The sequence below is a fragment of the Glutamicibacter sp. M10 genome (genome assembly GCF_025452055.1).
Lineage (GTDB): Bacteria > Actinomycetota > Actinomycetes > Actinomycetales > Micrococcaceae > Glutamicibacter.
The window spans coordinates 1,742,670-1,765,598 of sequence record NZ_CP104918.1; the positions used below are offsets into that span (position 1 = coordinate 1,742,670).

The 22,929-nt window shown below is 55.8% G+C and carries 27 protein-coding genes and 1 pseudogene; 15 read left to right on the forward strand and 13 right to left on the reverse strand.

Annotation, left to right across the window (positions count from 1 at the left end; translation table 11 throughout):
• Positions 1-2: 2 nt before the first annotated feature.
• Together N6V40_RS08515 and xseA are read right to left on the reverse strand one after the other, a co-directional pair.
• Positions 3-230, reverse strand: coding sequence for an exodeoxyribonuclease VII small subunit (locus N6V40_RS08515; RefSeq protein ID WP_131088695.1), 228 nt, complete (start codon positions 228-230; stop codon positions 3-5).
• A 22-nt stretch (positions 231-252) separates the two neighbouring features.
• Positions 253-1,514 (reverse strand): annotated as a pseudogene (gene xseA / locus N6V40_RS08520) (exodeoxyribonuclease VII large subunit).
• A 296-nt stretch (positions 1,515-1,810) separates the two neighbouring features.
• On the opposite strand from xseA, the gene N6V40_RS08525 reads away from it, so the two are divergent.
• The 7 genes from N6V40_RS08525 (at position 1,811) to N6V40_RS08555 (ending at position 7,613) form a co-directional block, all read left to right on the forward strand.
• Complete coding sequence (locus tag N6V40_RS08525; protein ID WP_131088693.1) at positions 1,811-3,001, forward strand: SH3 domain-containing protein; 1,191 nt, start codon at positions 1,811-1,813, stop codon at positions 2,999-3,001.
• Between the two features lie 100 nt (positions 3,002-3,101).
• Complete coding sequence (locus N6V40_RS08530; RefSeq protein WP_131088692.1) at positions 3,102-4,199, forward strand: 4-hydroxy-3-methylbut-2-enyl diphosphate reductase; 1,098 nt, start codon at positions 3,102-3,104, stop codon at positions 4,197-4,199.
• Between the two features lie 62 nt (positions 4,200-4,261).
• Complete coding sequence (gene ychF / locus N6V40_RS08535) at positions 4,262-5,347, forward strand: redox-regulated ATPase YchF (RefSeq protein WP_131088691.1); 1,086 nt, start codon at positions 4,262-4,264, stop codon at positions 5,345-5,347.
• 527 nt (positions 5,348-5,874) lie between these two features.
• Positions 5,875-6,117 (forward strand): type II toxin-antitoxin system prevent-host-death family antitoxin, encoded by a 243-nt coding sequence (locus N6V40_RS08540; protein ID WP_131088690.1) that lies wholly within the window; start codon positions 5,875-5,877, stop codon positions 6,115-6,117.
• A 12-nt stretch (positions 6,118-6,129) separates the two neighbouring features.
• The gene (locus N6V40_RS08545; protein ID WP_131088689.1) at positions 6,130-6,387 is read left to right on the forward strand and encodes a type II toxin-antitoxin system RelE family toxin; all 258 of its coding nucleotides are present in this window, start codon (positions 6,130-6,132) and stop codon (positions 6,385-6,387) included.
• Complete coding sequence (locus tag N6V40_RS08550; RefSeq protein WP_262199665.1) at positions 6,384-6,722, forward strand: hypothetical protein; 339 nt, start codon at positions 6,384-6,386, stop codon at positions 6,720-6,722. The genes N6V40_RS08545 and N6V40_RS08550 overlap by 4 nt, the downstream gene beginning before the upstream one ends.
• Before the next feature lie 438 nt (positions 6,723-7,160).
• Positions 7,161-7,613, forward strand: a complete 453-nt coding sequence (locus N6V40_RS08555) for a GNAT family N-acetyltransferase (RefSeq protein WP_242632461.1) — start codon at positions 7,161-7,163, stop codon at positions 7,611-7,613.
• Positions 7,614-7,639: 26 nt separating this feature from the next.
• On the opposite strand, the gene N6V40_RS17665 is transcribed toward N6V40_RS08555, so the two are convergent.
• On the reverse strand, positions 7,640-7,813 hold the full coding sequence (locus N6V40_RS17665; protein WP_207306506.1) for a DUF2316 family protein: 174 nt from the start codon (positions 7,811-7,813) through the stop codon (positions 7,640-7,642).
• 256 nt (positions 7,814-8,069) lie between these two features.
• On the opposite strand from N6V40_RS17665, the gene N6V40_RS08560 reads away from it, so the two are divergent.
• The 5 genes from N6V40_RS08560 (at position 8,070) to N6V40_RS08580 (ending at position 12,355) form a co-directional block, all read left to right on the forward strand.
• Positions 8,070-9,320: a COG4705 family protein gene (locus N6V40_RS08560; RefSeq protein WP_262199666.1), complete on the forward strand. Its 1,251-nt coding sequence runs from the start codon at positions 8,070-8,072 to the stop codon at positions 9,318-9,320.
• 82 nt (positions 9,321-9,402) lie between these two features.
• Positions 9,403-10,080 carry a response regulator transcription factor gene (locus N6V40_RS08565; RefSeq protein WP_131088686.1) on the forward strand — a complete coding sequence of 226 codons (678 nt, stop codon included), beginning with the start codon at positions 9,403-9,405 and terminating at the stop codon, positions 10,078-10,080.
• A complete protein-coding gene (locus N6V40_RS08570; protein WP_131088685.1) occupies positions 10,077-11,363 on the forward strand; it encodes a sensor histidine kinase in 1,287 nt (428 codons plus the stop codon). Before N6V40_RS08565 ends, N6V40_RS08570 begins: the two co-directional genes overlap by 4 nt.
• Positions 11,364-11,575: 212 nt before the next feature.
• The gene (locus tag N6V40_RS08575; protein WP_242632460.1) at positions 11,576-12,025 is read left to right on the forward strand and encodes an SRPBCC domain-containing protein; all 450 of its coding nucleotides are present in this window, start codon (positions 11,576-11,578) and stop codon (positions 12,023-12,025) included.
• 60 nt (positions 12,026-12,085) lie between these two features.
• Positions 12,086-12,355, forward strand: a complete 270-nt coding sequence (locus N6V40_RS08580) for a hypothetical protein (protein ID WP_262199667.1) — start codon at positions 12,086-12,088, stop codon at positions 12,353-12,355.
• A 123-nt stretch (positions 12,356-12,478) separates the two neighbouring features.
• Here the strand turns inward: N6V40_RS08580 and N6V40_RS08585 are convergent, their stop codons facing one another.
• From N6V40_RS08585 to N6V40_RS08595, 3 genes are all read right to left on the reverse strand, one after another.
• Complete coding sequence (locus tag N6V40_RS08585; RefSeq protein ID WP_242632459.1) at positions 12,479-13,156, reverse strand: alpha/beta hydrolase; 678 nt, start codon at positions 13,154-13,156, stop codon at positions 12,479-12,481.
• Positions 13,126-13,440 (reverse strand): hypothetical protein, encoded by a 315-nt coding sequence (locus N6V40_RS08590; protein ID WP_242632458.1) that lies wholly within the window; start codon positions 13,438-13,440, stop codon positions 13,126-13,128. The genes N6V40_RS08585 and N6V40_RS08590 overlap by 31 nt, the downstream gene beginning before the upstream one ends.
• A gap of 88 nt (positions 13,441-13,528) precedes the next feature.
• Positions 13,529-13,825, reverse strand: coding sequence for a DUF4287 domain-containing protein (locus N6V40_RS08595; RefSeq protein WP_131089798.1), 297 nt, complete (start codon positions 13,823-13,825; stop codon positions 13,529-13,531).
• Positions 13,826-13,985: 160 nt separating this feature from the next.
• Here N6V40_RS08595 and N6V40_RS08600 point away from each other — a divergent pair, with 160 nt between their 5' ends.
• Positions 13,986-15,029 carry a GNAT family N-acetyltransferase gene (locus N6V40_RS08600; protein WP_262199668.1) on the forward strand — a complete coding sequence of 348 codons (1,044 nt, stop codon included), beginning with the start codon at positions 13,986-13,988 and terminating at the stop codon, positions 15,027-15,029.
• A 37-nt stretch (positions 15,030-15,066) separates the two neighbouring features.
• Here the strand turns inward: N6V40_RS08600 and N6V40_RS08605 are convergent, their stop codons facing one another.
• Positions 15,067-15,570 (reverse strand): mycothiol transferase, encoded by a 504-nt coding sequence (locus tag N6V40_RS08605; RefSeq protein ID WP_131088683.1) that lies wholly within the window; start codon positions 15,568-15,570, stop codon positions 15,067-15,069.
• A gap of 137 nt (positions 15,571-15,707) precedes the next feature.
• Between N6V40_RS08605 and N6V40_RS08610 the strand changes: the two genes are divergently transcribed.
• The gene (locus N6V40_RS08610) at positions 15,708-16,541 is read left to right on the forward strand and encodes a hypothetical protein (RefSeq protein ID WP_262199669.1); all 834 of its coding nucleotides are present in this window, start codon (positions 15,708-15,710) and stop codon (positions 16,539-16,541) included.
• An 86-nt stretch (positions 16,542-16,627) separates the two neighbouring features.
• Here N6V40_RS08610 and N6V40_RS08615 read toward each other — a convergent pair whose 3' ends face one another.
• From N6V40_RS08615 to N6V40_RS08625, 3 genes are read right to left on the reverse strand one after another with little or no spacing between them, the layout of a single operon-like run.
• Positions 16,628-17,395, reverse strand: a complete 768-nt coding sequence (locus N6V40_RS08615) for an Rv2133c family protein (protein ID WP_262199670.1) — start codon at positions 17,393-17,395, stop codon at positions 16,628-16,630.
• Positions 17,392-17,919 (reverse strand): Rv2134c family protein, encoded by a 528-nt coding sequence (locus N6V40_RS08620; RefSeq protein WP_262199671.1) that lies wholly within the window; start codon positions 17,917-17,919, stop codon positions 17,392-17,394. The genes N6V40_RS08615 and N6V40_RS08620 overlap by 4 nt, the downstream gene beginning before the upstream one ends.
• 10 nt (positions 17,920-17,929) lie before the next feature.
• Positions 17,930-18,613, reverse strand: coding sequence for an Rv2135c family putative phosphatase (locus tag N6V40_RS08625; RefSeq protein WP_131088679.1), 684 nt, complete (start codon positions 18,611-18,613; stop codon positions 17,930-17,932).
• Between the two features lie 143 nt (positions 18,614-18,756).
• On the opposite strand from N6V40_RS08625, the gene N6V40_RS08630 reads away from it, so the two are divergent.
• The gene (locus N6V40_RS08630; protein WP_131088678.1) at positions 18,757-19,590 is read left to right on the forward strand and encodes an MBL fold metallo-hydrolase; all 834 of its coding nucleotides are present in this window, start codon (positions 18,757-18,759) and stop codon (positions 19,588-19,590) included.
• Here the strand turns inward: N6V40_RS08630 and N6V40_RS08635 are convergent.
• The 3 genes from N6V40_RS08635 to N6V40_RS08645 all read right to left on the reverse strand — a co-directional run bounded on the left by N6V40_RS08635 (position 19,569) and on the right by N6V40_RS08645 (position 22,903).
• Positions 19,569-20,051 (reverse strand): DUF8821 family protein, encoded by a 483-nt coding sequence (locus N6V40_RS08635; RefSeq protein WP_262199672.1) that lies wholly within the window; start codon positions 20,049-20,051, stop codon positions 19,569-19,571. The genes N6V40_RS08630 and N6V40_RS08635 overlap by 22 nt on opposite strands.
• A 64-nt stretch (positions 20,052-20,115) precedes the next feature.
• Positions 20,116-21,315 (reverse strand): acyl-CoA dehydrogenase family protein, encoded by a 1,200-nt coding sequence (locus N6V40_RS08640; RefSeq protein ID WP_262199673.1) that lies wholly within the window; start codon positions 21,313-21,315, stop codon positions 20,116-20,118.
• Positions 21,305-22,903, reverse strand: a complete 1,599-nt coding sequence (locus N6V40_RS08645) for a fatty acyl-CoA synthetase (RefSeq protein WP_262199675.1) — start codon at positions 22,901-22,903, stop codon at positions 21,305-21,307. The genes N6V40_RS08640 and N6V40_RS08645 overlap by 11 nt, the downstream gene beginning before the upstream one ends.
• Positions 22,904-22,929 lie beyond the last annotated feature (26 nt).

Below are 22,929 nucleotides of genomic sequence, written 5' to 3' on the forward strand. Positions count from 1 at the left end.
TCTTAGTCGTTAGTGTCTTCTACTCGGCTGCGTGCTTGCTCAAGACGTTGCGAGACACCGTTGAGCCAATTTTCGCAGTGTGCTGCGAGGGCTTCGCCGCGCTCCCACAGCGCGAGCGAAGCTTCCAGCGCGACGCCGCCGGTTTCCAATTGGCTGACCACGGTCAGCAGTTCTTCGCGAGCTTGCTCGTAGGAGAGGTTCTTGATGTCCTCAGGGATTGGTGTAGTCATGATGGCTCCAGAATTCTTCGAGTTAGTTCGCGGCATCGCCGGCGGGAATTGATTGTTTGGTCTGCGCGGTGAGCTGCCCTGAGGCCAACCGGATGAAGAGCTCAGAATCAACCGGGGCATCTGCGGCTTCACGCACGATACTGCCGTCAGCAAGTTGCGTGACCGAGTAGCCTCGGTCCAAGGTCTGCTGAGGAGACAGTGCGCGTACCTGAGATTTCAAATGGTTGATCTCATCCCGGGCTCGTTGCACGCGGTAGTGCAGCAGGTCCGTAGAGCGTTGCTTCCAACGCTCTAGATCTTCGGCTCGTGAAGTCACCATTACCTGCGGGTTGGCAAGCACCGGACGCTGACGTACGGAGGCGAGAAGTTGTGCTTCGCGTTCCAGCAAGTTGTTGATTGAGCGCTCAAGACGATTACGCGCCAACTGCAGTCCGGCGAATTCTTCATTAAGATCCGGAACAATACGCTTGGCCGCATCCGTGGGAGTTGAGGCACGCACATCCGCGACATCGTCAAGGATTGGCCGGTCTGCCTCGTGGCCAATGGCCGAGACGACCGGAGTCGCGGCAGCGAATACTGCACGAATCAACTCTTCGTTGGAGAACGGCAGCAGGTCTTCTAAGGCGCCGCCACCGCGGGCAATGACGATGACATCAATCTGCGGATCAGCATCAAGTTCCTTGAGCGCAGCGGTCACTTGGTTGGCAGCGTCCACACCCTGAACTGCCGTATTGATCACCCGGAATTGGGCGGATGGCCAGCGCAGTGTGGCGTTGCGCAGAACGTCCTTTTCAGCATCTGAATCACGTCCCGTGATCAAACCAATACGCCCAGGAAGAACTGGCAGTGGCAGTTTGTGCTCAGGGGCAAAGAGACCTTCAGCGCCCAAAGCTTGGCGCAATCTTTCGAGTCGCACCAATAGTTCGCCCAAGCCCACCGGGCGAAGATCTGTCGCATTCAAAGAAAGGCGACCGGTCTTCGCATAGAAGCTTGGCTTCACCTGCGCCACTACCCGAGAACCTACCTCAGGGGTGGCGTCGAGCTTGCGCATGGTGGAGGACCAAATCGTCACCGAGAACGAGAAATCCGAATCCACGTCACGCAGGGTGAGGTAGGCATGGCCATTGCGCACATTGGCTTCCAACAGTTGTCCCTCCACCCACACCACGGGGAGTTCTCAATGTGGATTTTCAGCTTCTCTGAGAGCAGGCGCAGCGGCCACGGGTTATCCGCGGTGGTCTGCCCAGCAGTAGCCGGCAGGCTTGCTGGTGATTGGGGCTCCATCCAGGCCGCTCCTTGAAAAATCGATGTATGGCACCAGCTCTCACAATCGCTGTTGCACAAGTGAGACTACCGTATGGCACCGACGGTTCTAGGGATTACTGAGCCTTTCGGTGCTCCAATCTAGATGGAGCATTGGTATCACAATGGGTGAAGTTTAGCTGTGGTTCATCGTGACTAGCAGTCTTGGAATTGCTTTTCGAACAATTGGATTAAGCCTTCGTTTTTGTGTTGCCTCGCGCTTACACCAAGCGCACACTCTTGAGCATTGGAGAATCATTCGCGAAAGGCACAGCGTCATGCATGGGGAATCAAAGAATCATCACTTCCGGCGGAGTATAGGAGCAACGGCATTATCGGCAGGATTGCTGGTCGGCTCGGTTCCACTCTCGGCCTCAGCCCTTGGCGCGGGGTCACTGTCCGTGCCGGCAGTATCAACCGTTGCTGTGGCAACCGAACTGTCCATCGACTGGCCCGCACGGGTACGAACCACCGACAACCTGAACATGCGCACCGGGTCGTCCACTGCCTATTCGGTGCTGAAAACAATCCCTAAAGGCACCTCGGTTGCCGTGGTGGGGCGCGAGTCAAACGGCTGGTACAAAGTCAGCTACGACGGCAAGAGTGGATACGTGAGCAACAGTTATGTTGTCGCCGCTTCGGTACGAACGCTAGACAGCCTCAATATGCGAAGCGGTGCATCCACCAGCTACCGAATTCTGAAAACTATTCCCACCGGGACCACGGTCTCTGCCTACGCCAAAGCCTCCAACGGCTGGTACAAGGTCAGCTACGGCGGATCCACCGGCTGGGTCAGCGGAACCTACGTCACCACCTATCCCAAGCCACCGTCAGCACCAATGAGCAGCGGGCCAAACCGGACCTCACGAGTGGTGCTGACCTTTGATGACTGCCCGAGCACCCTGAGCGCATATAAGGACACCATCAACTATGCCGCCAGCGCCAACATCGGTTTGGTCATCGCACCGATCGGGGACTGCCTAGCTTCCTACAAATCACGCTACGGGGTGGATCTGGCCAGCCTGGCCCGCGCCAAAGGCCAATGGGTGATCAACCATTCGATCAGCCACCCGGATCTGCGCCCACTGAGCTGTCAGAAGGTTGGGGCGCAACTTGGTGGCACCGGTGTCCACACCAACTTCGGGCGTCCACCCTATGGGGCAATCGACGGTTCGGTTCGTTGTGGTTACAACAGCCGCGGCATGGCCCCATGGACCTGGACTCGGGATACCGAAGACTGGAAGGTGAAATCCAAGTCCATCACCATCGCCCGTGCTGCGGCGGCGGCCAAGGGGGATACCGTGCTCATGCACATGCAGTGGTACGGCTTCTCGCCCGATTCACTACGCCAGATCAAAGCCAAACTGGCCAATCGTGGCATCGGTGTCTGCCGGACATACAAGGGTAGCGATGGGACCGGAGCGGTAGTTCGCACCCCGGTGAAGTTCCCAAGTTCGCTGCCTTGTTAGCTGGTTTTCTGATGAGTGGAGGTGGAACTCACAGGGTGCAAAGGGTGGCGCGCATCATATGAGCATGGGCTAACTTGCATCCAGTTCGTAGACTAGAGGTATGGCTACTTCCACTTCCATTCCGGTATCGCTGCCAGTCCCACGGATTCCGCGCGTACGTCGCTCTCCAGCCGAGATTGCAGCTGCCTCTCCACAGGTGAACGAACGCAAGGTTTTGCTCGCAGCACCGCGTGGTTACTGCGCCGGTGTGGACCGTGCCGTGGTGGCCGTTGAAAAGGCTTTGGAGCACTACGGCCCACCGGTCTACGTGCGCAAGCAGATCGTGCACAACCTGCACGTGGTCTCCGAGCTGGAGTCCCGCGGAGCGATCTTCGTGGAAGAAAACGAAGAAGTTCCAGAAGGCGCACTGGTGGTTTTCTCCGCCCACGGTGTGTCCCCGGCAGTGGTTCAGTCCGCGGCCGACCGCAACTTGCAGACCATCGATGCCACCTGCCCGCTGGTCACCAAGGTGCACCGCGAAGCCGTGCGCTTTGCCAAAAACGATTACGAGATCCTGCTGATCGGTCACGAAGGCCACGAAGAAGTTGAAGGTACTTACGGTGAAGCACCGGAAGTCACCACCATCGTGAACAACCCGGAAGAAGCTGACACCGTACAGGTCAAGGACCCGGATAAGCTCATCTGGCTCTCGCAGACCACGCTGAGTGTGGATGAAACCATGGAGATCGTGCGCCGACTACGCGTGCGTTTCCCCAACCTGCAAGATCCACCCAGCGATGACATCTGCTACGCCACCACCAACCGTCAGGCTGCGATCAAGAACATCGCTCCACAGTCCGATTTGGTGATCGTTGTTGGTTCAGCGAACTCTTCCAACTCGGTGCGACTGGTTGAGGTGGCACTAGATCATGGCGCTAAGGCTTCCTACCGTGTGGACTTCGCCAATGAAGTAGACGAGTCCTGGTTTGAAGGTGTCTCCACCGTCGGCGTGACCTCCGGCGCCTCGGTGCCTGAGGTGCTGGTGCGCGAAGTGGTGGCCTTGCTGGCCGAGTACGGCTTCAACGACGTCGCCGAGGTAACCACCGCGGAAGAGGACATTATCTTCTCGCTGCCTAAGGAAATTCGCGGCAAGCTCAAGGAAGCCGGAGACGAGGAACGCGCCCTTGGCGGTCGTGGTTCCCGTCCGCAGTCCAACTAAAGAATTCACGCGCCAGTAGATCATTGCGCGCTCATCACTAGCAAAAGGTAGAATTTTCTCCCGTGGCTCTTACTATCGGAATCGTCGGACTGCCCAACGTCGGCAAGTCCACCATGTTCAACGCGCTGACCAACGCCCAGGTGCTGGCAGCCAACTACCCCTTCGCAACCATTGAACCCAACGTGGGTATCGTGCCGTTGCCTGACTCGCGTCTAAAGGTGCTCGCCGGAATCTTCGGATCCGAGCGCATCTTGCCAGCAACCGTGTCCTTCGTGGACATCGCCGGCATCGTTAAGGGCGCCTCGGAAGGTGAAGGTCTGGGCAACAAGTTCCTGGCCACCATCCGTGAAGCCGATGCAATCTGCCAGGTAACCCGTGCGTTTGTTAACGATGACGTCATCCACGTCAACGGCAAGGTGGATCCGGCCTCGGATATCGAGACCATCGCTACCGAGCTGATCCTTGCAGATCTACAGACCATCGAGAACCAGCTGCCACGCCTTGAAAAGGAACTGCGCAGCAAGAAGATCGAGAAGTCCTTCATGGACGCTGTGCTTAACGCGCAGAAGGTGCTTGAAGAAGGCATCACCCTGTTCGCAGCGGGCAAGACCAAGGGCATTGACCTTGAAGAGCTTGCTCCAATGCAGCTGATGACCACCAAACCATTCATCTACGTGTTCAACACCGATGAAGCTGGCCTGGCGGATGCTGAGATGCAGGCCAAGCTCTCCGAGTTGGTTGCTCCTGCTGAAGCGATCTTCCTCGATGCACAGTTCGAGTCTGAGCTGGCCGAGCTGGAAGAAGACGAAGCCGCCGAGATGATGGAAGATGCCGGCATCCAAGAGTCCGGTCTGGATAAGCTGGCTCGCGTTGGTTACGACACCTTGGGTCTGCAGTCGTACCTGACCGCTGGTCCAAAGGAAACCCGTGCCTGGACCATCCGTCGCGGCGCTACCGCTCCGGAAGCTGCCGGTGTGATCCACACTGACTTCCAGCGTGGCTTCATCAAGGCCGAGGTCGTTGGCTTTGACGATTTGGTTGCCGCTGGCTCAGTGGCCAACGCCAAGTCTGCGGGCAAGGCTCGCATCGAAGGCAAGGAATACATCATGAAGGACGGCGACGTCGTGGAGTTCCGCTTCAATGTCTAAGCTTTCTCACCACTAGCGAAGCGCTCCTTGGATTTTGAATCTTGGGAGCGCTTTGTTGTATTTACAGGGCACTCGAACAGTGCTCTCTGCACCTGTTGATTCATGCCCATTCCTGCACCAACGCAGAACTGCATGCTTGGCGCAGTAACGAGTAAGATGGACTCACTAAGACCGGTTCCGCCTACCTCGGTAGGTCCAGGGCCGGTCCTCATTTTTGTCAGGCGCGTTCATAGACGACGACGTCTTAGAGGCCTATACGAATTCAGTCGCAGTGACCGGCGAGCAGATCGTGGCGCACACAAATATGTACTTCTCAGGTCTGCGCTATCCCGGACAACTGTTCACTGTTGATACTCACTCAAACGTTGTGTTCTAGAAGTCAGTTGGCCAATACCGGTTAACGCTCGGCCATGGGTGCTTTGTGCTGGGAATCGGGGAGTCCGCCGCGACCTCTGAGATGATCGCTAAAGCCATCATGAGCATCTGCGAGCATTGCGTACAACTTGTACAAGTCGTACCATAGAATCATGACTTCAGCGACTCTTTCCCAATTCCGTAGCCAGCAGAGCGACTACATCGCCGCTGCACAGCGTGAGCCTGTCGAGATCACCTCCCGCGGTGCGGGTCGTCGCGCTGTCGTCGTTTCTCCCGAGTTCTTCGACCGTGCGATGCAGGCGTTGGAGGAGCAAGCGGACATTCGGGCCGCGGCGGAAGCGCGCAAGGAGCCGCATGTTCCTTTTGATGACTTGATGGCAGAGCTTGGGCTCTGAATCCGGGTTGACGTGAGCTATCGGATCCTCATCTCCCGGGGAGCCGCCAAGACCTTTCGGGGGCTCCATCCGCAGGCTGCTGCACGCCTGAAGGCGGCGATCTACGAACTCGCAGAAGATCCACGTCCGCCGGGAAGTCTGCAGCTGAGCGGCGGAGAAGGCGAACTTCGAATTCGCGTCGGCGATTACCGGGTCATCTACGACGTCCAGGAAGAAGAGCTGGTGGTCTTAGTACTACGCCTCGGCCACCGTCGAGAGGTCTATCGGTGACGCCACGAGGTGAGTTGGATGAAGACAACACGACCGAGATCGCGATCGATGTCATTGCGCACACCGATCTGACAACAAGCGACATTGGCAGACTCCGCCGACTATTCGATGCGGAGTACAACCAAGAATTCGGTGAATGGGATCCGGAACTACCGTACGGCTACGCGCCGCACGACTTCCATATTGTCGCCCGACAGCACGGTGAGGTTGTCGGTCACGTCGGTTGGGCACGGCGTAGCATCCACGTCGGCGATCATGAGATTGTCGTGGGGGAGTCGGAGGTGTTTTGGTCTCCGACTGTGCACGAGGTCAACGGCTTGGGGGTCGCCTCATGATTCGTGCGGCAGAATCTATGTCGGCTGCGGGCAGTATCGCGTTCGGCTACCTCGGGTGTCGAGAAGATGTAGTTTCGTTCTACACGACATGCGGATGGAGTCGGATCTTCGCTGCGGAGAACTCAATAAGTCGCGCTGGGAAGCCCGTATTCGATGCGCCGGGGCAACCCTTGCTGATCTTACCCATCGAAGCACCGCTCAGTTCGTGGCCTGTCGGCGAGGTCGACCTATGCGGTCGCGCGTGGTGATCGCTGAAGGTTAGTATTCGCAGCAACGTGCTGTGGATCCGTCCCAAGTCCAAGTAGCCCGAGCAAGATGACCCGTAGCTTCGAGATGTCCGGTTAAGCGGACGTCTTTGAACCAGCCCGAACTACACAAGAGGTATAGATGGACATACGGCTGATCGATTCGAGACAGTCCAAGGCATTACAGCGACTCATGGAATCGAACGCACAGTATTCGCGTCTGGTTGAGGGAAGAGCTCCAGTTCCTACTGCCGCGAGTGACGCTCTGACTGCACAGCCGCCGAACGTAAGCTGCTTACAAAAGGTTGATCTCGGGCTGTGGGATGGGCAAGAGCTCGTTGCCTTTGCTGATGTGATCATCGGATGGCCCGCAAAGACGGTTGCTCACATTGGCTTGCTGATGACGGATGGTGCTCGTCAGGGAGAGGTCCTCGGCCGGATGAGGCACGACGCCGTCATTGATCTAGTTGCCCAGAGCTCGGACATCAAGTCGTTGCGACTGTCGGTCGTTGATACTAATGCTGATCTGGCGGAGCCGTTTTGGAAGAAGCTTGGCTACGTGCCCACCGGCGAATCGGAGCCATACGTGTCTGGGAGTGTGGAGTCGACCGCCCGTATCTGGTTGCGGCCGGGGGTGGTGGACTAAGCCTTTATAGCCAGGGTCCCAGTCAGTTAATCCTGTACGCGTTTGTTTGGAACACCGTACCAAACGCCAGGTGCAGCTCGCATTTCCTCATGCAATTTCGAGTAGGGCACAGGGGACTTTCCAGCGGCGATGATGGCGTTCTCAAGCGTGTCACGCTCAACCCAGACATCCCGAGGATCCGCGCTTGCTTCCAGTCGCAGCGCCGAACCGCTTCATCTTCGCTCAGCCCCTACAAAGCGAGATTATCAGCAAACTCTTGGATGGTGGCGCGACGTTCGCGTGCGTTCAGCGACATGGAAACCTCCGATGAGACGTTGACTCACAAGAACCTCTGTCTAAGCACCTTTGATCATGCTGAATTGAAACTCAACGCAACTAAACTGGTTTGCTCATTTTCGGCTCATTCTTCTGCTGGAAACTTCTCTTGAAAGCATCAGCAGCTATTTTGGAGGAAATATGAGCAGCTACGTTCCACAGGGCATGTCATCAGCGGATTCCTTGGGCATTCGCCGCCGAAAAAGCAACGAAATGATGATGAAAGTTCCGATCATCACCGCGACATTCTGGGCCGTTAAAATCCTTTCAACCACCGTCGGCGAAACATTTGCAGATTTCTTGGCCGTTAATGTGGGGTTGGGTCCATTGCCGACCACAGGCATGATGCTGGTTCTATTGGCCATCGCCCTGGTGATCCAGTTCCGCACTCGTCGTTACACGCCATGGATCTACTGGCTCACCGTCGTTCTGGTGAGCATTGTAGGAACACAAATCACCGACTTCTTTACCGACACTTTAGGCGTCAGTCTCTACGTATCCACCCTCGTATTCACCATCTTGCTTGCCGTGGTCTTCATCGTTTGGTACCTGCAGGAGCGAACACTGAAGATCACCTCCATCGATACGGTGAAGCGTGAAGCATTCTACTGGGCCGCTATTCTGACCGCCTTCGCCTTGGGCACGGCAGCTGGAGACCTGGCAACCGAAGCTTTGGGACTCGGATTCTTGTGGGGCACCATCATCTTTGGTGCACTGATCGTGGCTTGTGCCGTCGCAGCAAAGCTCGGCATGTCCACGGTGACAGCATTCTGGATTGCTTACGTGCTCACCCGACCATTGGGAGCTTCAATTGGCGACCTAATCACCCAGAACAAGGGCTATGGAGGCTTGGGACTGGGCGCTTCATTGACCAGTATCCTGTTCTTGGTCGTGATCGCAGCGTTGGTTATCCGCGAGCAGATCATCGTTCGCCGCCACGGGGTGCTCACCAAAGACCAGGCCTCCACTCGTGGACAGGGTCAGGACCTTGCCTGGGCCTTCGGAGCCAGTGCAGCACTGGTGATCGCAGCGACGCTTGTTGCCGGTAGCTCCTTGGCACCGCAGCAAGCATCAACCAGTGCAGCTGGAGGTCAACACGCGGCTCAAGGCCCATTGGGTGACTTGTCGCAGTTCTCCACGATCGTGAATGACGTGACGAACAAGGTCAAGGCTGGGAATCTGACCGGAGCAACAACTCGAGTCAAAGATCTGGAAACCTCATGGGATAGCTCCGAAGCTGGGCTCAAGCCAATGTCACCATCGGACTGGGGAACGATGGACAAGGCCATCGACCGCGAGCTGACAGCGCTACGAGCTAGCCAGCCGGTACAAAGCGACTGCCTTCACGCCTCACAGGATCTGCAGAAAGTTATCGCAGGGCTTTCAGCCTAAACTCTAAATAACAGCATTGGTGGCCGTAGTATCTGTAGCTCAGGTACTGCGGCCGCCATTCCGTGTCAGTAAAGGAGCACGCATGCCACGCATACTTGTGGTGGAAGATGACCCCATGATCGGTAGCGTGCTCATCGCACGTTTGGCCGAAGACGGGCATGTCGTGCAGCTGATCACTGATGGTCCAAGCGCTAAACACTACAGCAAATTCGGTGACTTCGATATCGTCCTGCTTGATTTGGGACTTCCAGGACTGGACGGGTTGGACGTATTGCGAGCGCTACGGCAGCCATCGACTGAAGAGTTGGCACCGGCCGTCATTGTCATCACCGCCCGTGGTAGCGTCGAGCAACGCGTCGCGGGATTAGACATTGGTGCGGATGATTATCTGGTGAAGCCCTTCGCCTATGAAGAGTTACTGGCCCGTATTCGGGCGGTTACCCGGCGCGGCTCGGTTCATCAATCCTCGATTCTGCGGGCCTGGGGCATCAGTCTTGACGAAAGTGCTGCCACGGCGACTCGTGCCAACGGAAATCCGGTCGCACTGACCAAACGGGAACTAGCTCTTTTGCGTGCGCTGCTTCTGCATTCCGGACAAGTGCTCTCCCGAACGCAGCTGGAAGCACAGGTCTATGCAGATGAAGTTGACATCGAATCCAACGCGATCGATTTCCTCATCGGAAAACTCCGGGCGAAGTTGGGTGCCTCGACGATCAAAAACATACGTGGGCTTGGGTGGATGGTGGCCAAAGAATCATGAACTCCTCACCGCCGCTTTCGTTGCGCACCCGTCTCATCACAGCCTTGATGCTTGTCATCTTGGTCATCACAGGATTGGCCGCCGGTTGGGCCTTCCAACGAGCTCAACTTGAAGCCCGCGAGGCGCAAGACGGTCTGCTCACACGTGTCGCAGAAATCGTCAAGGCTCCCGGAGCAAACTTTGAACAAGGACAGCCTTCAGATCTACCGGATGAATCAAGTTTGGTGGTAGAAATTCTTGGCCACTCAAAGAGCAAACATCAGTTGCCAGCTGATCTTAGGACCGGTTTGCAAACGATTACGCTGGGGTCCGGGGAACAACGCGTCTTCGTCGAGGACCTGGCTAACGGCAGCAAACTTGCCGTAGCCCAATCCACCGCGGTGCGACAAGATGCCGTGAGCGAGACCTTGACCTCCACGCTGGCACCAATTCTGCTTAGTGCGCCACTCATGATGGTTCTAGTGTGGCTAGTGGTGAGCTGGGCGCTGCGTCCGGTAGAAAAGCTGAGGCGAGAATTGGCCACGCGCCACGATGGTTCTTTAGATCCGTTGCCGCCAGCACGAATGCCCACAGAACTTGCAGGGTTCATCCAGACCCTAGAAGAGCACCATTCAAGGGCTGCTACCGTGCTGGAAGAACAGCAACGATTCGCCGCTGAGGCAGCCCACGAACTACGAACGCCGGTGGCCGCGGTGTCTTTCCAAGTAGAGTATCTCGCGGCAGCCCGCAGCGAGGAGGAGCGGCATGAACGCAGTGCTGCGCTGAACTCCGGAATCGAGCGCCTACGCCGGCTGTGCGATCAGCTATTGACCATGGGTGAAGTAGAACATCGCGCTGACACCCCTGCTTCATTGGATGAAATTGCGCGGACGGTAGTCAACAACCTGATGGTGTTGCCAGAAGCTTCCGAAGCCCAGATGGAATGGCAGCTAGGCGATTGCGCAGCCCAAGAAGTTCCATCCATTGCGGTACGAACAATCATCCTAAATCTCGTTCACAATGCCATACGATACGCAGGTGCTGACGGGCCCATCACCATTAGCGCCCACGCCACCAAAAAGTCACTCATCATTGAAGTCCAAGATCACGGTCCAGGAATTAAGGACCCCAAGAAGGCTACTGCTGCTTTTCATAGGGAAGCCGGGCAACATATACAGGGCAGTGGGTTGGGATTAGCCATTACCAACGGGGCAGTGGAGAGATTGGGAGGAGAACTCACGCTGGGTCCGCGCCCCGACGCGCAAGCCGGTACCTGTGCACGGGTCACCCTGCCGATCGAATAGGACTCACCGAATAGAGCATGAGTTCGGAATTTGGGGCGAACGCCGGTCAAAGGGTTCTAAGAGTGTAAGACGAAAGTGCCGGGTCCCTGCGAACATGAAGCTACCTCGGACCAAAGATTCATTCGGGCATATACCGTGGGTGCCAGACTGGCGACACTTCGAAGTGCATCAGAACGAAGCGACTGGGAAAGAGAAACTCATGAATACTGACCTTGATCTTGTTATCGAGCGCGTCATTCGTGCTCCGCGCGGCCGTGTGGAATGCCTGGACTCAGCCGGATCTCTTTGCCCAGTGGTGGATCCCAAAGCCGTATCTCTGCCAGGTCGAGAGCTTTGACGCACAGGCAGGTGGAGGCTTTGTCACCCAGATGAGCGAAGACGGCAAGAGCTTTGTACCTCATATGGACGCCGCCTTCTTAGCTGTTGACGCTGAAGAGCGCATCGTCTTCACTAACGCGGTGGATAGTACGTTGCGTCCGGCCAACCCGGTGCCGGTTTCAGTAACAGGTGAAGTGACACTGACCGATCACGTCGAAGGCACCCTCTACCGTATTGTGGCCCGGCATGCCGATACTGCTGCCCGAGCACAACACGATGAGCTGGGGCTCCTTGAAGGGTGGAGTCTAGTTACTGCGCAGCTCGCTGAACTTATTGAGGACTAAGGAAAGCGGATCTGATCCTAAAGTTTCTGCGGTGCTACTCTTGGTGCCATGTATACGGTTGTGTCTATCCACACTCCACATCCCGAGCACCGAGATGCGCTAGTCGACTCCATGCACAGGTTTGGTGCCGCAATGCGCGGTAATGACGGACTTATCGGTGTCCATACACTTCAAGATGCCACAACAGGTCGACTTGTCGGCTTGGCAATGTTCGAATCAGAAGAAGCGGCACAACGACTTTTGCCACTTGCTCGCGCAGCGGTCGAGACAGACGCATTTGATGTCTGGGAGGCACAGGACATTGACGGACTAAAGCTTTTCGAAGTCTAACGGCCGAAGCTTCAGGGCCCACATTGCCAAACTGTATGCTTTGCTGCGCGGATAGGTGATGTCTTTGTCCCCATGTGGACGCGGCCCGTTTGAAGGATGAAATCTACATACCGCTATCTAGCTCTAGAAGAGCTGGGCAATCCATTGGCTCCGGGTGGAAATCATCTTCTTGCCCAGCACAGAATCCGGAGCGCTCATATCAAAGCCATGGAAGCCACCCGGCCACACATGTAGTTCCGCTTGGACGCAAGCCTGCCAAAGCGCAGTTGCGTAGGCGACATCTTCATCTCGGAAGACCTCAGCAGATCCGCAATCGATAAACGTCGGTGGAAGCCCCGACAAGTCCATAGCCCGGGCTGGAGCAGCATAGATCGACACGTCGTCGGTGCCCTTGCGCTCGCCGAGGAGAGCGGTCCAGCCCATCACATTGCTGCTGCGATCCCAAATACCTTCTCCGTCAATCTGAACGGTGGAGATGGTGTTGTCGCGGTCATCAAGCATCGGATAAATGAGTACTTGGCCGGCCAATGCCGGGCCCTTTCGATCCCCAGCCAGCAGCGCAATGCCTGCAGCCAATCCGCCGCCGGCACTGGCCCCGGCAACGATTAGTCGGTTGGGATCAATGCCGAGTTCCTCAGCATGATCGCTGCTCCACACCAACCCTGCGTAGCAATCCTCTACAGGGTAGGGATCAGGGAATTCTGGAGCAAGACGATACTCGACGGTGACTGCCACCGCGTCGTTTTCGATAACCCAAGGAAGGAACTGGCTCAGCCCAGCCCACCGGTCACCGATGACCATTCCGCCACCGTGGGTGTAGTAAATACCTGGACCGCTTCCTGTGCGCCGTCACGTTGCAAAACCGAGACCACGATTTCTGCACCCTCAAAGCCTTTGATGGTGACGTCGCGGCGGATGATCCCAGTGCCGGCAAGAACTTGCTCCGGAGGCACTTCGGCAGGGTTAGCTTCGCGCAGCAGCGGAATCATCTCGGCGGTCAAAGTTGGCGGGAGCTCGTCCGTGGCCGAAGTCAGTATGGCCTCTGGCTCCGGATCAAAAAGTGGACGCGGATGAGAATGGGGCATCGAGGCACTTTTTTCCTATGGTCGCTTCGCTGCGACGTTTTTGTCTGCTCCGAATGCGGTGATGAGAAAGCAGAATTGTTTATTGGTCTTATTTTGCCGAAGGTTTGCTAGCTATGCCGTCGAGCCACAACGTCTCTGACTCATCGCTGTGGACACCATCGGTCCCGACATGTTTGCTGCTGATCGTTGGTCCCTTTTGGATGACGTGAACCAGTGCCATGCCGTGACCGCGCCCCAGCTCGTAGTCTTCCTTCAACCAAGTCAAGATTTCACCAGCTTTGACTCCCGGTGCATCGAGGCCTTTTTGGTGGGCGATAGCCACAAGCTGGCGAGGTGTCAGATGTGTCTTTTTCTCGATGGTGTCTAGATACGCCTGGAAGGACATGGGCTGACCTGTCATTACTAGAGGAAGGGCCAAACGGCACCTAGTGGGTAGATTACCGTCCGTTTTTACTGCAGAGCAATACCTTGAGCCTGTTCAGACCTAGAAAAGTGCACCCTCGAATACCTCGTGAGCTCGCTGTATTCATGGCAGGATGCCTTGTATGACATCGCCTGCTCCAGCATTGCCCATACCAACCTTGCATACCGCGAGGCTGAAGCTGCGTGCCTTTACCGAAGCGGATGCCGCGGAGCTGTTTGCCCTACAGAGTAACGCCACTGTGCTGCGCTACTGGGACTCGCCACCCTGGGATGACCCAGCGGCAGCCCACCGGTTCATCGTCGCCTGCAATCTTATGGCAGAAGAAGGAACTGGCGTCCGTCTGGCAATTGAGCATAGTTCCGACGCCTCGTTCCTGGGCTGGTGCACCTTCAATTCGTGGAACCCAGAGTTCCGCAATGCTTCGTTGGGGTACTGCTTCAACGAAAATGCTTGGGGTCATGGTTATGCCACGGAAGCGGTAGCCGCCGTGCTGGACTGGGCTTACACAACCCTTGATCTCAACCGGGTTCAAGCTGAAGCGGACACGCGAAATATCGCTTCGGCCAAGGTCTTAGAGAAGCTAGGGTTTCAGCTTGAAGGCACCTTGCGTCAAGACTGCACGGTCAATGGCGATACTTCGGATTCGTGGGTCTACGGCTTGCTGCGCAAAGATTGGGAAGAGCATCAACAATGCAATAAAGCCGGCAAAAGCTGGACTGCGAAGCTTGATGAGCCAGTGCCAGAAGACGTTGTGCGTTTATTGGCTACGGTGCCCGAATGGTTTGGCCAGCCCGAGGCCAACGACGAATACATCCAAGCCGCGCACACCAAGGAAACGTGGACGGTCCGTGATCATTCGGGTGCGGTCCTCGGAGTAACGCTTGTTGATCGGCACTTCGCGCATGCGGCTGAAATACATCTGACCCTAGTGGACCGTCAGGCCCACGGTACAGGCGTCGGCACCGCCATGATGAACGCCATCGAGGCTGATGCACGGGCCCGTGGGGTACGTCTTTTAGAAGTCAAAACTCTCGGAGCATCGCATCCGGACGTTGGTTATGCCCGGACGCGACACTTTTATGAGCGGTGCGGATTTCTCGCAGTAGAAGAAACTGACCTGTGGGGTCCTGGGACACCCTGCTTGATCATGGTGAAACCGTTGTAGCCGGTCTCAACGCACGAAGAGGCTTTCCACGAAACCGCTAGCTGTTGGCGGTGACTGCTCCGGCAGCGTAGGCGGCCTGGCCAATGTGTTGCGTGGCATCGTCAATGATGGAAACGAGGCGCACCCCGCGGGTTACTGGAGTCTCCCAACTCGTATCGATCACTTCAGCAAAGTCGGTTTCGGTCAACACGTTGATGTATTCGGCTAGAGCTTGAAGGCAGGCTTCGACATAGTCAACCAACAGCTGACGATCCGAGACCTGAATCTGACGAGCTTGCTCTTCGGTGTGCCCGTATCCAACTGAGTCACCGAGTTCACCCAGATCAAAACGGTCCCGGTAGGACTCCCATACTTCAGGTTTTCCGTACAAGTGCGAAAGCTGAACATCAATCTCGCGGCCGGTGTGCCAGAGCAGCCATGCCACGGAGTTCGGGTGATTTCCGGGATGAGCGTTCAATTGCTCAGCGTTCAGTTCTGGGATTCGATGGGCTGCGTCGATGGGACGTTGGATGAAATCGGCAAAAATAGCGTGAGCATTCATAGTTCCATTGTGCCTGTCCGCCTGGGCATTACCTACGATCCTGGGGTGGAAGATCCAAGTACGAGATCTAGGTGCGAGTACGCTGACGTAAAAGAGGATCAGGCCATCACCAGATGGGGACGACGAGGAGAACTGTGATGCGCGCAGACGGACTATTGGCCCTTCAAACTGGAGTGTTCCGTCTTCCTGACGGCCAGCCTGCAACATTTGAGACCTTCGAGTTCGGCAAGCTTCGTGTGTCCTCGGGTCAATTGGCTATCAGCGATCCGATACTGCTGCAGACCCCTAGTGTGCTGAGCATCCCGCCTGGTGATTACAAGGTTGTGGCAACCATTGCCCAAGTACCAGAAAGCTACGATCTAGCGTTGAGCCGACCAGCCTATCTGAGCCTGGTCCTCTCTGATCAGCCAACTGTCTCAGTTGCCCCTGCCACGTTCGAGCCAAGTCATGTCGAAGCGGGGACGCGGTTGGTAGACCAACGGGCGGGCATGCCAAATCTACGAGGTATCCCGAGCTCGGAGATGTCCAGTGTTGCGATGAGCGATGCCGAAGCTATCGTGCCCAATATGCCGTCTGATCCAGATACCTGGTTTGATACTGTCATTTCGCCCAGCGACGGTTCCGGGTGGTTCGACCGGATGGATACAGAAATTGACGGTCCACTCGGCTCCCTGATCACCACGTTGCCCAAAGCTGTTGACGGCGAAAACATTGCCATTCTGATTGCTCGGCCAGAACGGGTATTCCCCGTAGTAGAGAGCAGAGACGAAACGGGAAAACTCACCGGAATTCATATCGACTTGCTGGTTATCGGAGCGCTCAGTGAAGCACTTCATGCCTTTGACGGTCAGGATGAACTGGCGTTGGAATATGCCCACGAGGCTGAGCGGACGGCAAACCGTCAGGCTAATTCCGGCGCGCGTGAGTCTCGAGGAGTCTTGGGCCTGCTCAAGAAATTTCTCAATCTCTAGTTGGCAGGACGCCCCGCGTGTTCTGGCGCAGGTGAGACTTCATGAGATCCAGATTTTTCTAGCCTGAGCGGCTCAACAAGCTACTGCTAAAACAGTGGCCAAGGCACAGCCGGCATTTCACCGCTGGGGCCAGGAAAGACTGCGTCTTCACGCAAACTGAGGCACCGGTCCTTGAACGCTGTTAGCTCAGCAATACTCAGTAACTGGGAAAGCTGCTCGCCGAGCTGCGCATCAAGCAAGGTGATAATCCGGTCGATGCCGTCGATTTCTTCCTCGGACAGCGGCTGCCCAATCCAACCCCAGAGAACCGTGCGCAATTTGTGTTCTTCATGGAAACTCAGCCCGTGATCTACTCCGAATCGATGTCCATCGGGCATAGCTAAAACGTGGTTGCCTTTGCGATCTGCGTTGTTCACCAAGACGTCATAGACGGCCATTCGACGCAGCTGAACACTATCTTCATGCAGCAGGCTCACCTGCGCTCCACTCTCATCTTGCCCATGCAGAACCGTTTGCCAGCCGGTGGCCGGAAGCTTGTCGCTGGCCACTAGATCAACGGCGTGCTGTTCAGGGTCTACGTCTTGCCATAGCTGCACCATGCCGATACCCAATGGACCTTTACGCAACCAAGTACGTGGCACTACATTCCAGCCCAGCGCTTCAGAAACCAGGTACGCCGCAACCTCGCGGTTAGCTAGGGTGTGGTCTGGAAAATCCCACAAAGGTTTTTCACCATCAACAGGCTTGTAAACGACGCTCAGCTCACCGATGGTGCCCAAAAACGTGGCATTGGAAGCGGTGGTGATTCGACCGGTGAGTTCCAGTTCATCGGTGAGCAGATCAGATGGCGTCATGAAAGTTCTGGTCCCTGACAGGTATGACCATCTGGATCAATCGGGTAGCCACAAGTCGAACATACGGGGCGTCCGGCAGCCACAATTTCATGGGTTCGCATTGCGAAGGCACGAGCTGTGCCAACTGGCATCCGCACGTGCATCACTGCCTCAGGTTCTGACTCAGGATTATCTTCGTTCAGTGAGAAAGCTTCCAGCACAACTTGCGCCACGGTGGCATCCCATCCGAGGTTCATTGATCCGGCGCGGAAGGACTCTTCGACTTCTTCCAGAGGATCGTTATCTACTAGCTCCACCGGAGTGTGAGTCGGAACGCTGAAAGCATTACCGGAGATCGTAGAGACTTGATCAAGAATTTCGTCAATCATTTCAGCTACGACTGCAGCTTGCTGCTTTTCCAAGGCGATACTGGTCATTGTTGATCCAGCGCGTGCCTGCAAATAGAAGGTACGCGAGCCCGGCTCGCCGACGGTGCCAATGACAACTCGATCGGGCCAATTAAAATCGTGGACTATTTCCGCCATGTCTACTTCCTTAGTGTCCTGCTCCGCCGCCCACAGGGGCGTCGACTGTTTTTAGTCCCGGGGCCAACCAGGAAAGATCCCCATCTTCGGTATTGACCGAGTGCACCGTGGGGGAGCCAGAACCGTAATGCACAATCGATGCTGAAGCCGGTCCCACGTTGATACGTTGGAAAAGATCAAGATGCATTCCCAATGCGTCGGCCAATACTGATTTGATGATATCGCCATGGCTGACCGCCACCCATACCGCGTCAGGTCCGTGCTTAGCTTCGAAGTCCGCGTCTAGTCTGCGAATTTCTGCCACTGCACGGGCTTGCATTCCAGCCATGGATTCACCGTCAGGGAAGGTGACTGCCGAGGGGTTAGCTTGGACCTTCGACCAAAGGGCCTGAACGGAGAGTTCACTGAGCTTGCTGCCCTGCCAGCTGCCGTAATCACATTCGGTCAGATCTTCAGCCGACTCAAGGCTTGGTGGGTTCATCTGGTGCCGGATAATGAAGCCGGCGGTCTGCTGACAACGCTCTAACGGGCTTGAAACGATGCCGGCCAGTGGAATTGTCGCGAGTCTGGTGGCAGTGCGTTCTGCCTGTGCCTCACCGGTCTCGTCGAGGCTGACTCCAGGTGTTCGTCCGGCCAGCACGCCAGAAGCGTTGGCGGTGGTGCGGCCATGCCGCACAAGAATTACAGTGGCCATTTACCTAGCCTAGTCATCCAGTTGATTACAGGCGAGACTTTGACTGTAATCCGCCGCGTTGAGATCAAACACATCAGCGGATAATCGGAGGTAGCCGTTGCCGGTGTACGCGTCATGTGTAGAGCACACAACTAGGAGATAACTTGCCCAGTAATCAGTGGTTAGAAGTAGGCGACAAAGTCTTTCACCGGCGTTACAACCCTGCCGATGTTTCGGTAGGTGTGGTCCTTGGCCCCACCGGAGCTACGGTTATCGATACACGTAACAACCCCGAAGAAGCGCAAGAGATCATTCGTGACGTTGCAGAACTATCGGCGCTGCCGATCGTTGCCGTAGTCAACACTCACGCGCACTATGATCACACTTTTGGAAATCAGGTATTTCAGGATGCAGGGATACCTATTTACGGACATCATCTGATCCCGACACATTTCCAGGAATATGAACAACCGCTTCTGAAACAAGCTCAAAAGCAGCCACAGTCTGAAAGGGACCGGGGCTGGCATGACGTGATTCTCACGCCTCCTAGCAGGCCCATCAAGACAGCCAGCAAAGTAGTTCTCGGCAGCCGCATCCTAGAATTGTTGCCATTGGGACCTGGGCATACGGAAACGGACCTAGCCGTGTTGGTCCCCGATGCCGGAGTCTGGTTCCTTGGAGACATCATCGAAGAATCCGGTCCGCCCATGTTTGGGGAAGGGTCAAAACCACAAGGCTGGGCAGCAGTACTGGCTTCCTTATTAGAGCTAATCAAGCCCGGGCATACGGTAATCCCAGGCCACGGTGAACCAGTAGACAGCGACTTTGTTCTCCGGCAACAAGGACACCTTGAACAATTAGCGCAGGAAATCGGCCAAGCACACGCGGACAAAAAATCGCTAGAGAACTTCAGGTTCTCTAGCGATTTGAGGGCCTTGTGGCCAGAAGAATTCCTACGCGAAGCGGCGCAAGACGGCTACCGGCAACTGGGGGGGTAGTACTGGCCCTTAATCACAAAATAGGATCCGCGGATGGTTCCGGCGAGCTTTGACTTCTGGCGCGCGAACTTGAACTTATCTGCCAGCTCTTCGGGCCCTTCCATTCCGTCGGAGAGTTTGAAGCCCACTGCGCGTTTTTCACCGTCGGCTAGTCCATAGAGGACATTGATGGATAATCCTGACTCATAAAAAACGTAGGCTCGCTTGGCGCCATCTGCCTCAAAGACGCAAGCCTGCAGGGGACGAGAAGCGATTTCTAATTCGCGTTCTTTCAGCAGAATATTGTGTACCCACTGGACCACTTCTGCGCTCTGAGCTGCATCCTCAAGCACTAGGTCATGATCAAATTTATTCTTCAGATATCGCGCCTCGTTGGCACGCAACCCAGCCAAGGCTTCGGCGACCGGAGAAGTCTCTAATCCCACGGTGGACATATCTTTAAAATCAACGAGATAAGCCATATTTAGTCCTTTGCAACGCAAGCTAGGCACGTAGTGCACATCATGAATATCTTAGCCATCCCACTTAGCCAAATGCACTGAAGCCGGTGAGGTCTCTACCGAGAATGAGCGCTTGAATAGTTTCGGTTCCCTCATAGGTATGTAGCGCTTCAATATCTCCAACATGGCGTATGACGTGATTTTCCAGCAGGATGCCGTTGCCGCCGAGCATATCTCTGGCCGTTGCTGCCACCCGGCGAGCTGCCCGGGTGTTGTGGTACTTCAGCAGCGAGGCTTGGGCTGGACGGAGGTTGCCCGCGGCTTGTTCGGCTGCGACCGCGACGCACTGTAATTGCATGTTCGTCAGTTCCGAGAGCATCTGTGCAAGGAGCGATTGCACAATTTGATGAGCACCAAGCCGCTTGCCAAATTGTTCACGTTCCTTGGCGTACTGCAACGCCGCCTCAAACAAGAATAGGGCGTGACCTAGGGCGGACCAGCCCACGTTCACTCGGGTTTCCACTAGGGCCTTTGATACATCCTTGAACGACGTGGCGTTGGCTAATAGGGCAGTGCCCGGAACACGCACCTCATGAAGTCTGATCTCGGCTTGCTCGATGGCCCGTAGTACGCCTTTGCCTTGAACGGGTGTTGCTTCGTAGCCGTGAGTTTGTTGGTCAACGATGAATCCCTTGATCTGACCGTCAGTCTCATCGCGAGCCCAGACGATAGTGATGCCGCCGGCTGCACCATTTCCTATCCATTTTTTATTGCCGTTGAGTACCCATTCCTCACCATCTTTGCGGGCGGAAGTCTCAAGGCTGACAGAGTCGGAGCCGTGGTGCGGCTCGGTGAGGGCGAAGCCACCGAGCAGTTTTCCGGTGGCGACCGGTTCCAAATACTGCTCTTGTTGTTCAGGTGTTGCGAATAATTTCAGGCTGCGTAGAACCAGTCCACCTTGAACGGCAGCGGCAGCAGCCATAGAGCCATCGGCGCGGGAAATCTCCATGGTCACCAATCCGGCCGCCAGAGGTGAAAACTTCGCGTGTCCGGCGATATCCAGCCCGTCGGTGAGCAAATCAAGCTCGCCCATCCTCCGAACCAATTCAACGGGATAGTGTGCCTTGTCCCAGTGCTCGTTGATAACAGGGAAGACCTCTTCAGCGAATTGACGGGCCCGTGTCCAGTGCTCGCGGTCCGCACTGGTCACTGAGCTAAAAGCCGATAAATAATCGGTATCTAGCGGTGTGCTCAGATCAAATTTCATCCAAGGATCAGTGGCCATTCTCGGGGCCTCCGGTAGCGGCCCGTTCAGCCCGAAGTTCACGTTTAAGTAGTTTGCCCGATTGGTTGCGGGGCAGCTGGGCGACAAAGTCAACGCGTTTGGGCACCTTGTAACCAGCCATGCGAGATTTCACATGGTCTCGCACCGTTTGGGCGGTCAGATGCGTGCCTTCTCTGAGCACCACCACAGCGGTGACCGCTTCTATCCATCGTTCGTCATCGATGCCAACAACAGCGACTTCCGCAACTTCTGGCAGTTCATAGATGCAGTCCTCAACCTCGCGGGGTGCCACCAAAACACCTCCGGTGTTGATGACATCCTTGATGCGATCCACTACTTGAATGTAGCCGGAACGATCTTTGACAACTTGGTCACCAGAGCGGAACCAACCATCAATAAACGCTTGCTCAGTTTCTTCAGGCTTGTTCCAATACCCGTTCATCACTTGAGGAGAACGATATTGAATTTCACCGGGTTCTCCGGGTTCGGCAAGCATGCCCTGCGCATTGACAACTCTTGCCTCAACGAAGAAGACCGGACGACCACAAGAGGCTGGCCTGGCTTCGTGTTCTTCTGGCCTCAATACCGAGCACAACGGCCCCAATTCAGACTGTCCAAAACAGTTGTAGAAGCCGATTTTTGGATAGCGTTCACGTAACCGGGACAACACAGTTACCGGCATAATCGATGCGCCATATTGAGCTTTCGCCAGCGAGCTGAGATCCCGTGTTGCCAAGTCCGGATGGTTGCTCAACGGAACCCAAACCGTTGGGGCCAGGAACAAGGAGCCAATATGTTCGGATTCAACGAGCTCTAAAATTTCAGCGATATCCGGTTTGGAAAGTAAACGGACGCTGGCGCCGAGAGCTAGATAAGGCAATAAGAACACGTGCATCGCTGCAGAATGATAAAGCGGCATTGCAATCAACGGGCGGTCTTCGGCATCCAGATCTAGGGCGATGATGGCCGATACGTATTGGGCAATTAGGGCACCGTGGGTCATCATCGCACCTTTCGGTGCCGAGGTTGTTCCAGAGGTGTAGAGCAACTGAACGAGGTCAGTACTGGTGATTTTCACGCCTGAGTATTCTTCGGAATTCTCCTTGCTCAAGGCCGTTGCCAAAACACTGTTCTCGTTTCCTTCGAGAGGCAGCAGAGACCAGATTTCACGCACCTCGGGCAATTCGTGGCGGTCTGCCAGTTCTTGGACCAGCTGTTGGCGAGGTTGGTCTGCGATCACCAGAGAAGCCCCAGAATCTTGTAGCAGGTAGCGCAGCTCATCACCCTTCAAAGCGAAATTCACCGGCACATGAACCAACCCTGTTGAGGCGCAGGCCAAGAACAAGATGGCGTAGGCATCACTGTTGGCGGCAAAGGCCGCGACTCGAGATCCTGTGGGTAGATCAAGCGCCTTCAGTCTGCCTGCAACTTGATTCACTGCTATCGCTAGAGCTTGATAGGTCCACGTGCGGTCCTCGAATTTCAGTGCTGTGGCCAGCGGATTGCGCAAGACACCACGTTGAAGCAATGCGGGGATAGTGTTCGAATCATCGCGGGCCGTTGCTGACTTTTCTGTCCATGAACTCATAGTGAGATCCCTTGTCGCCGGATAGT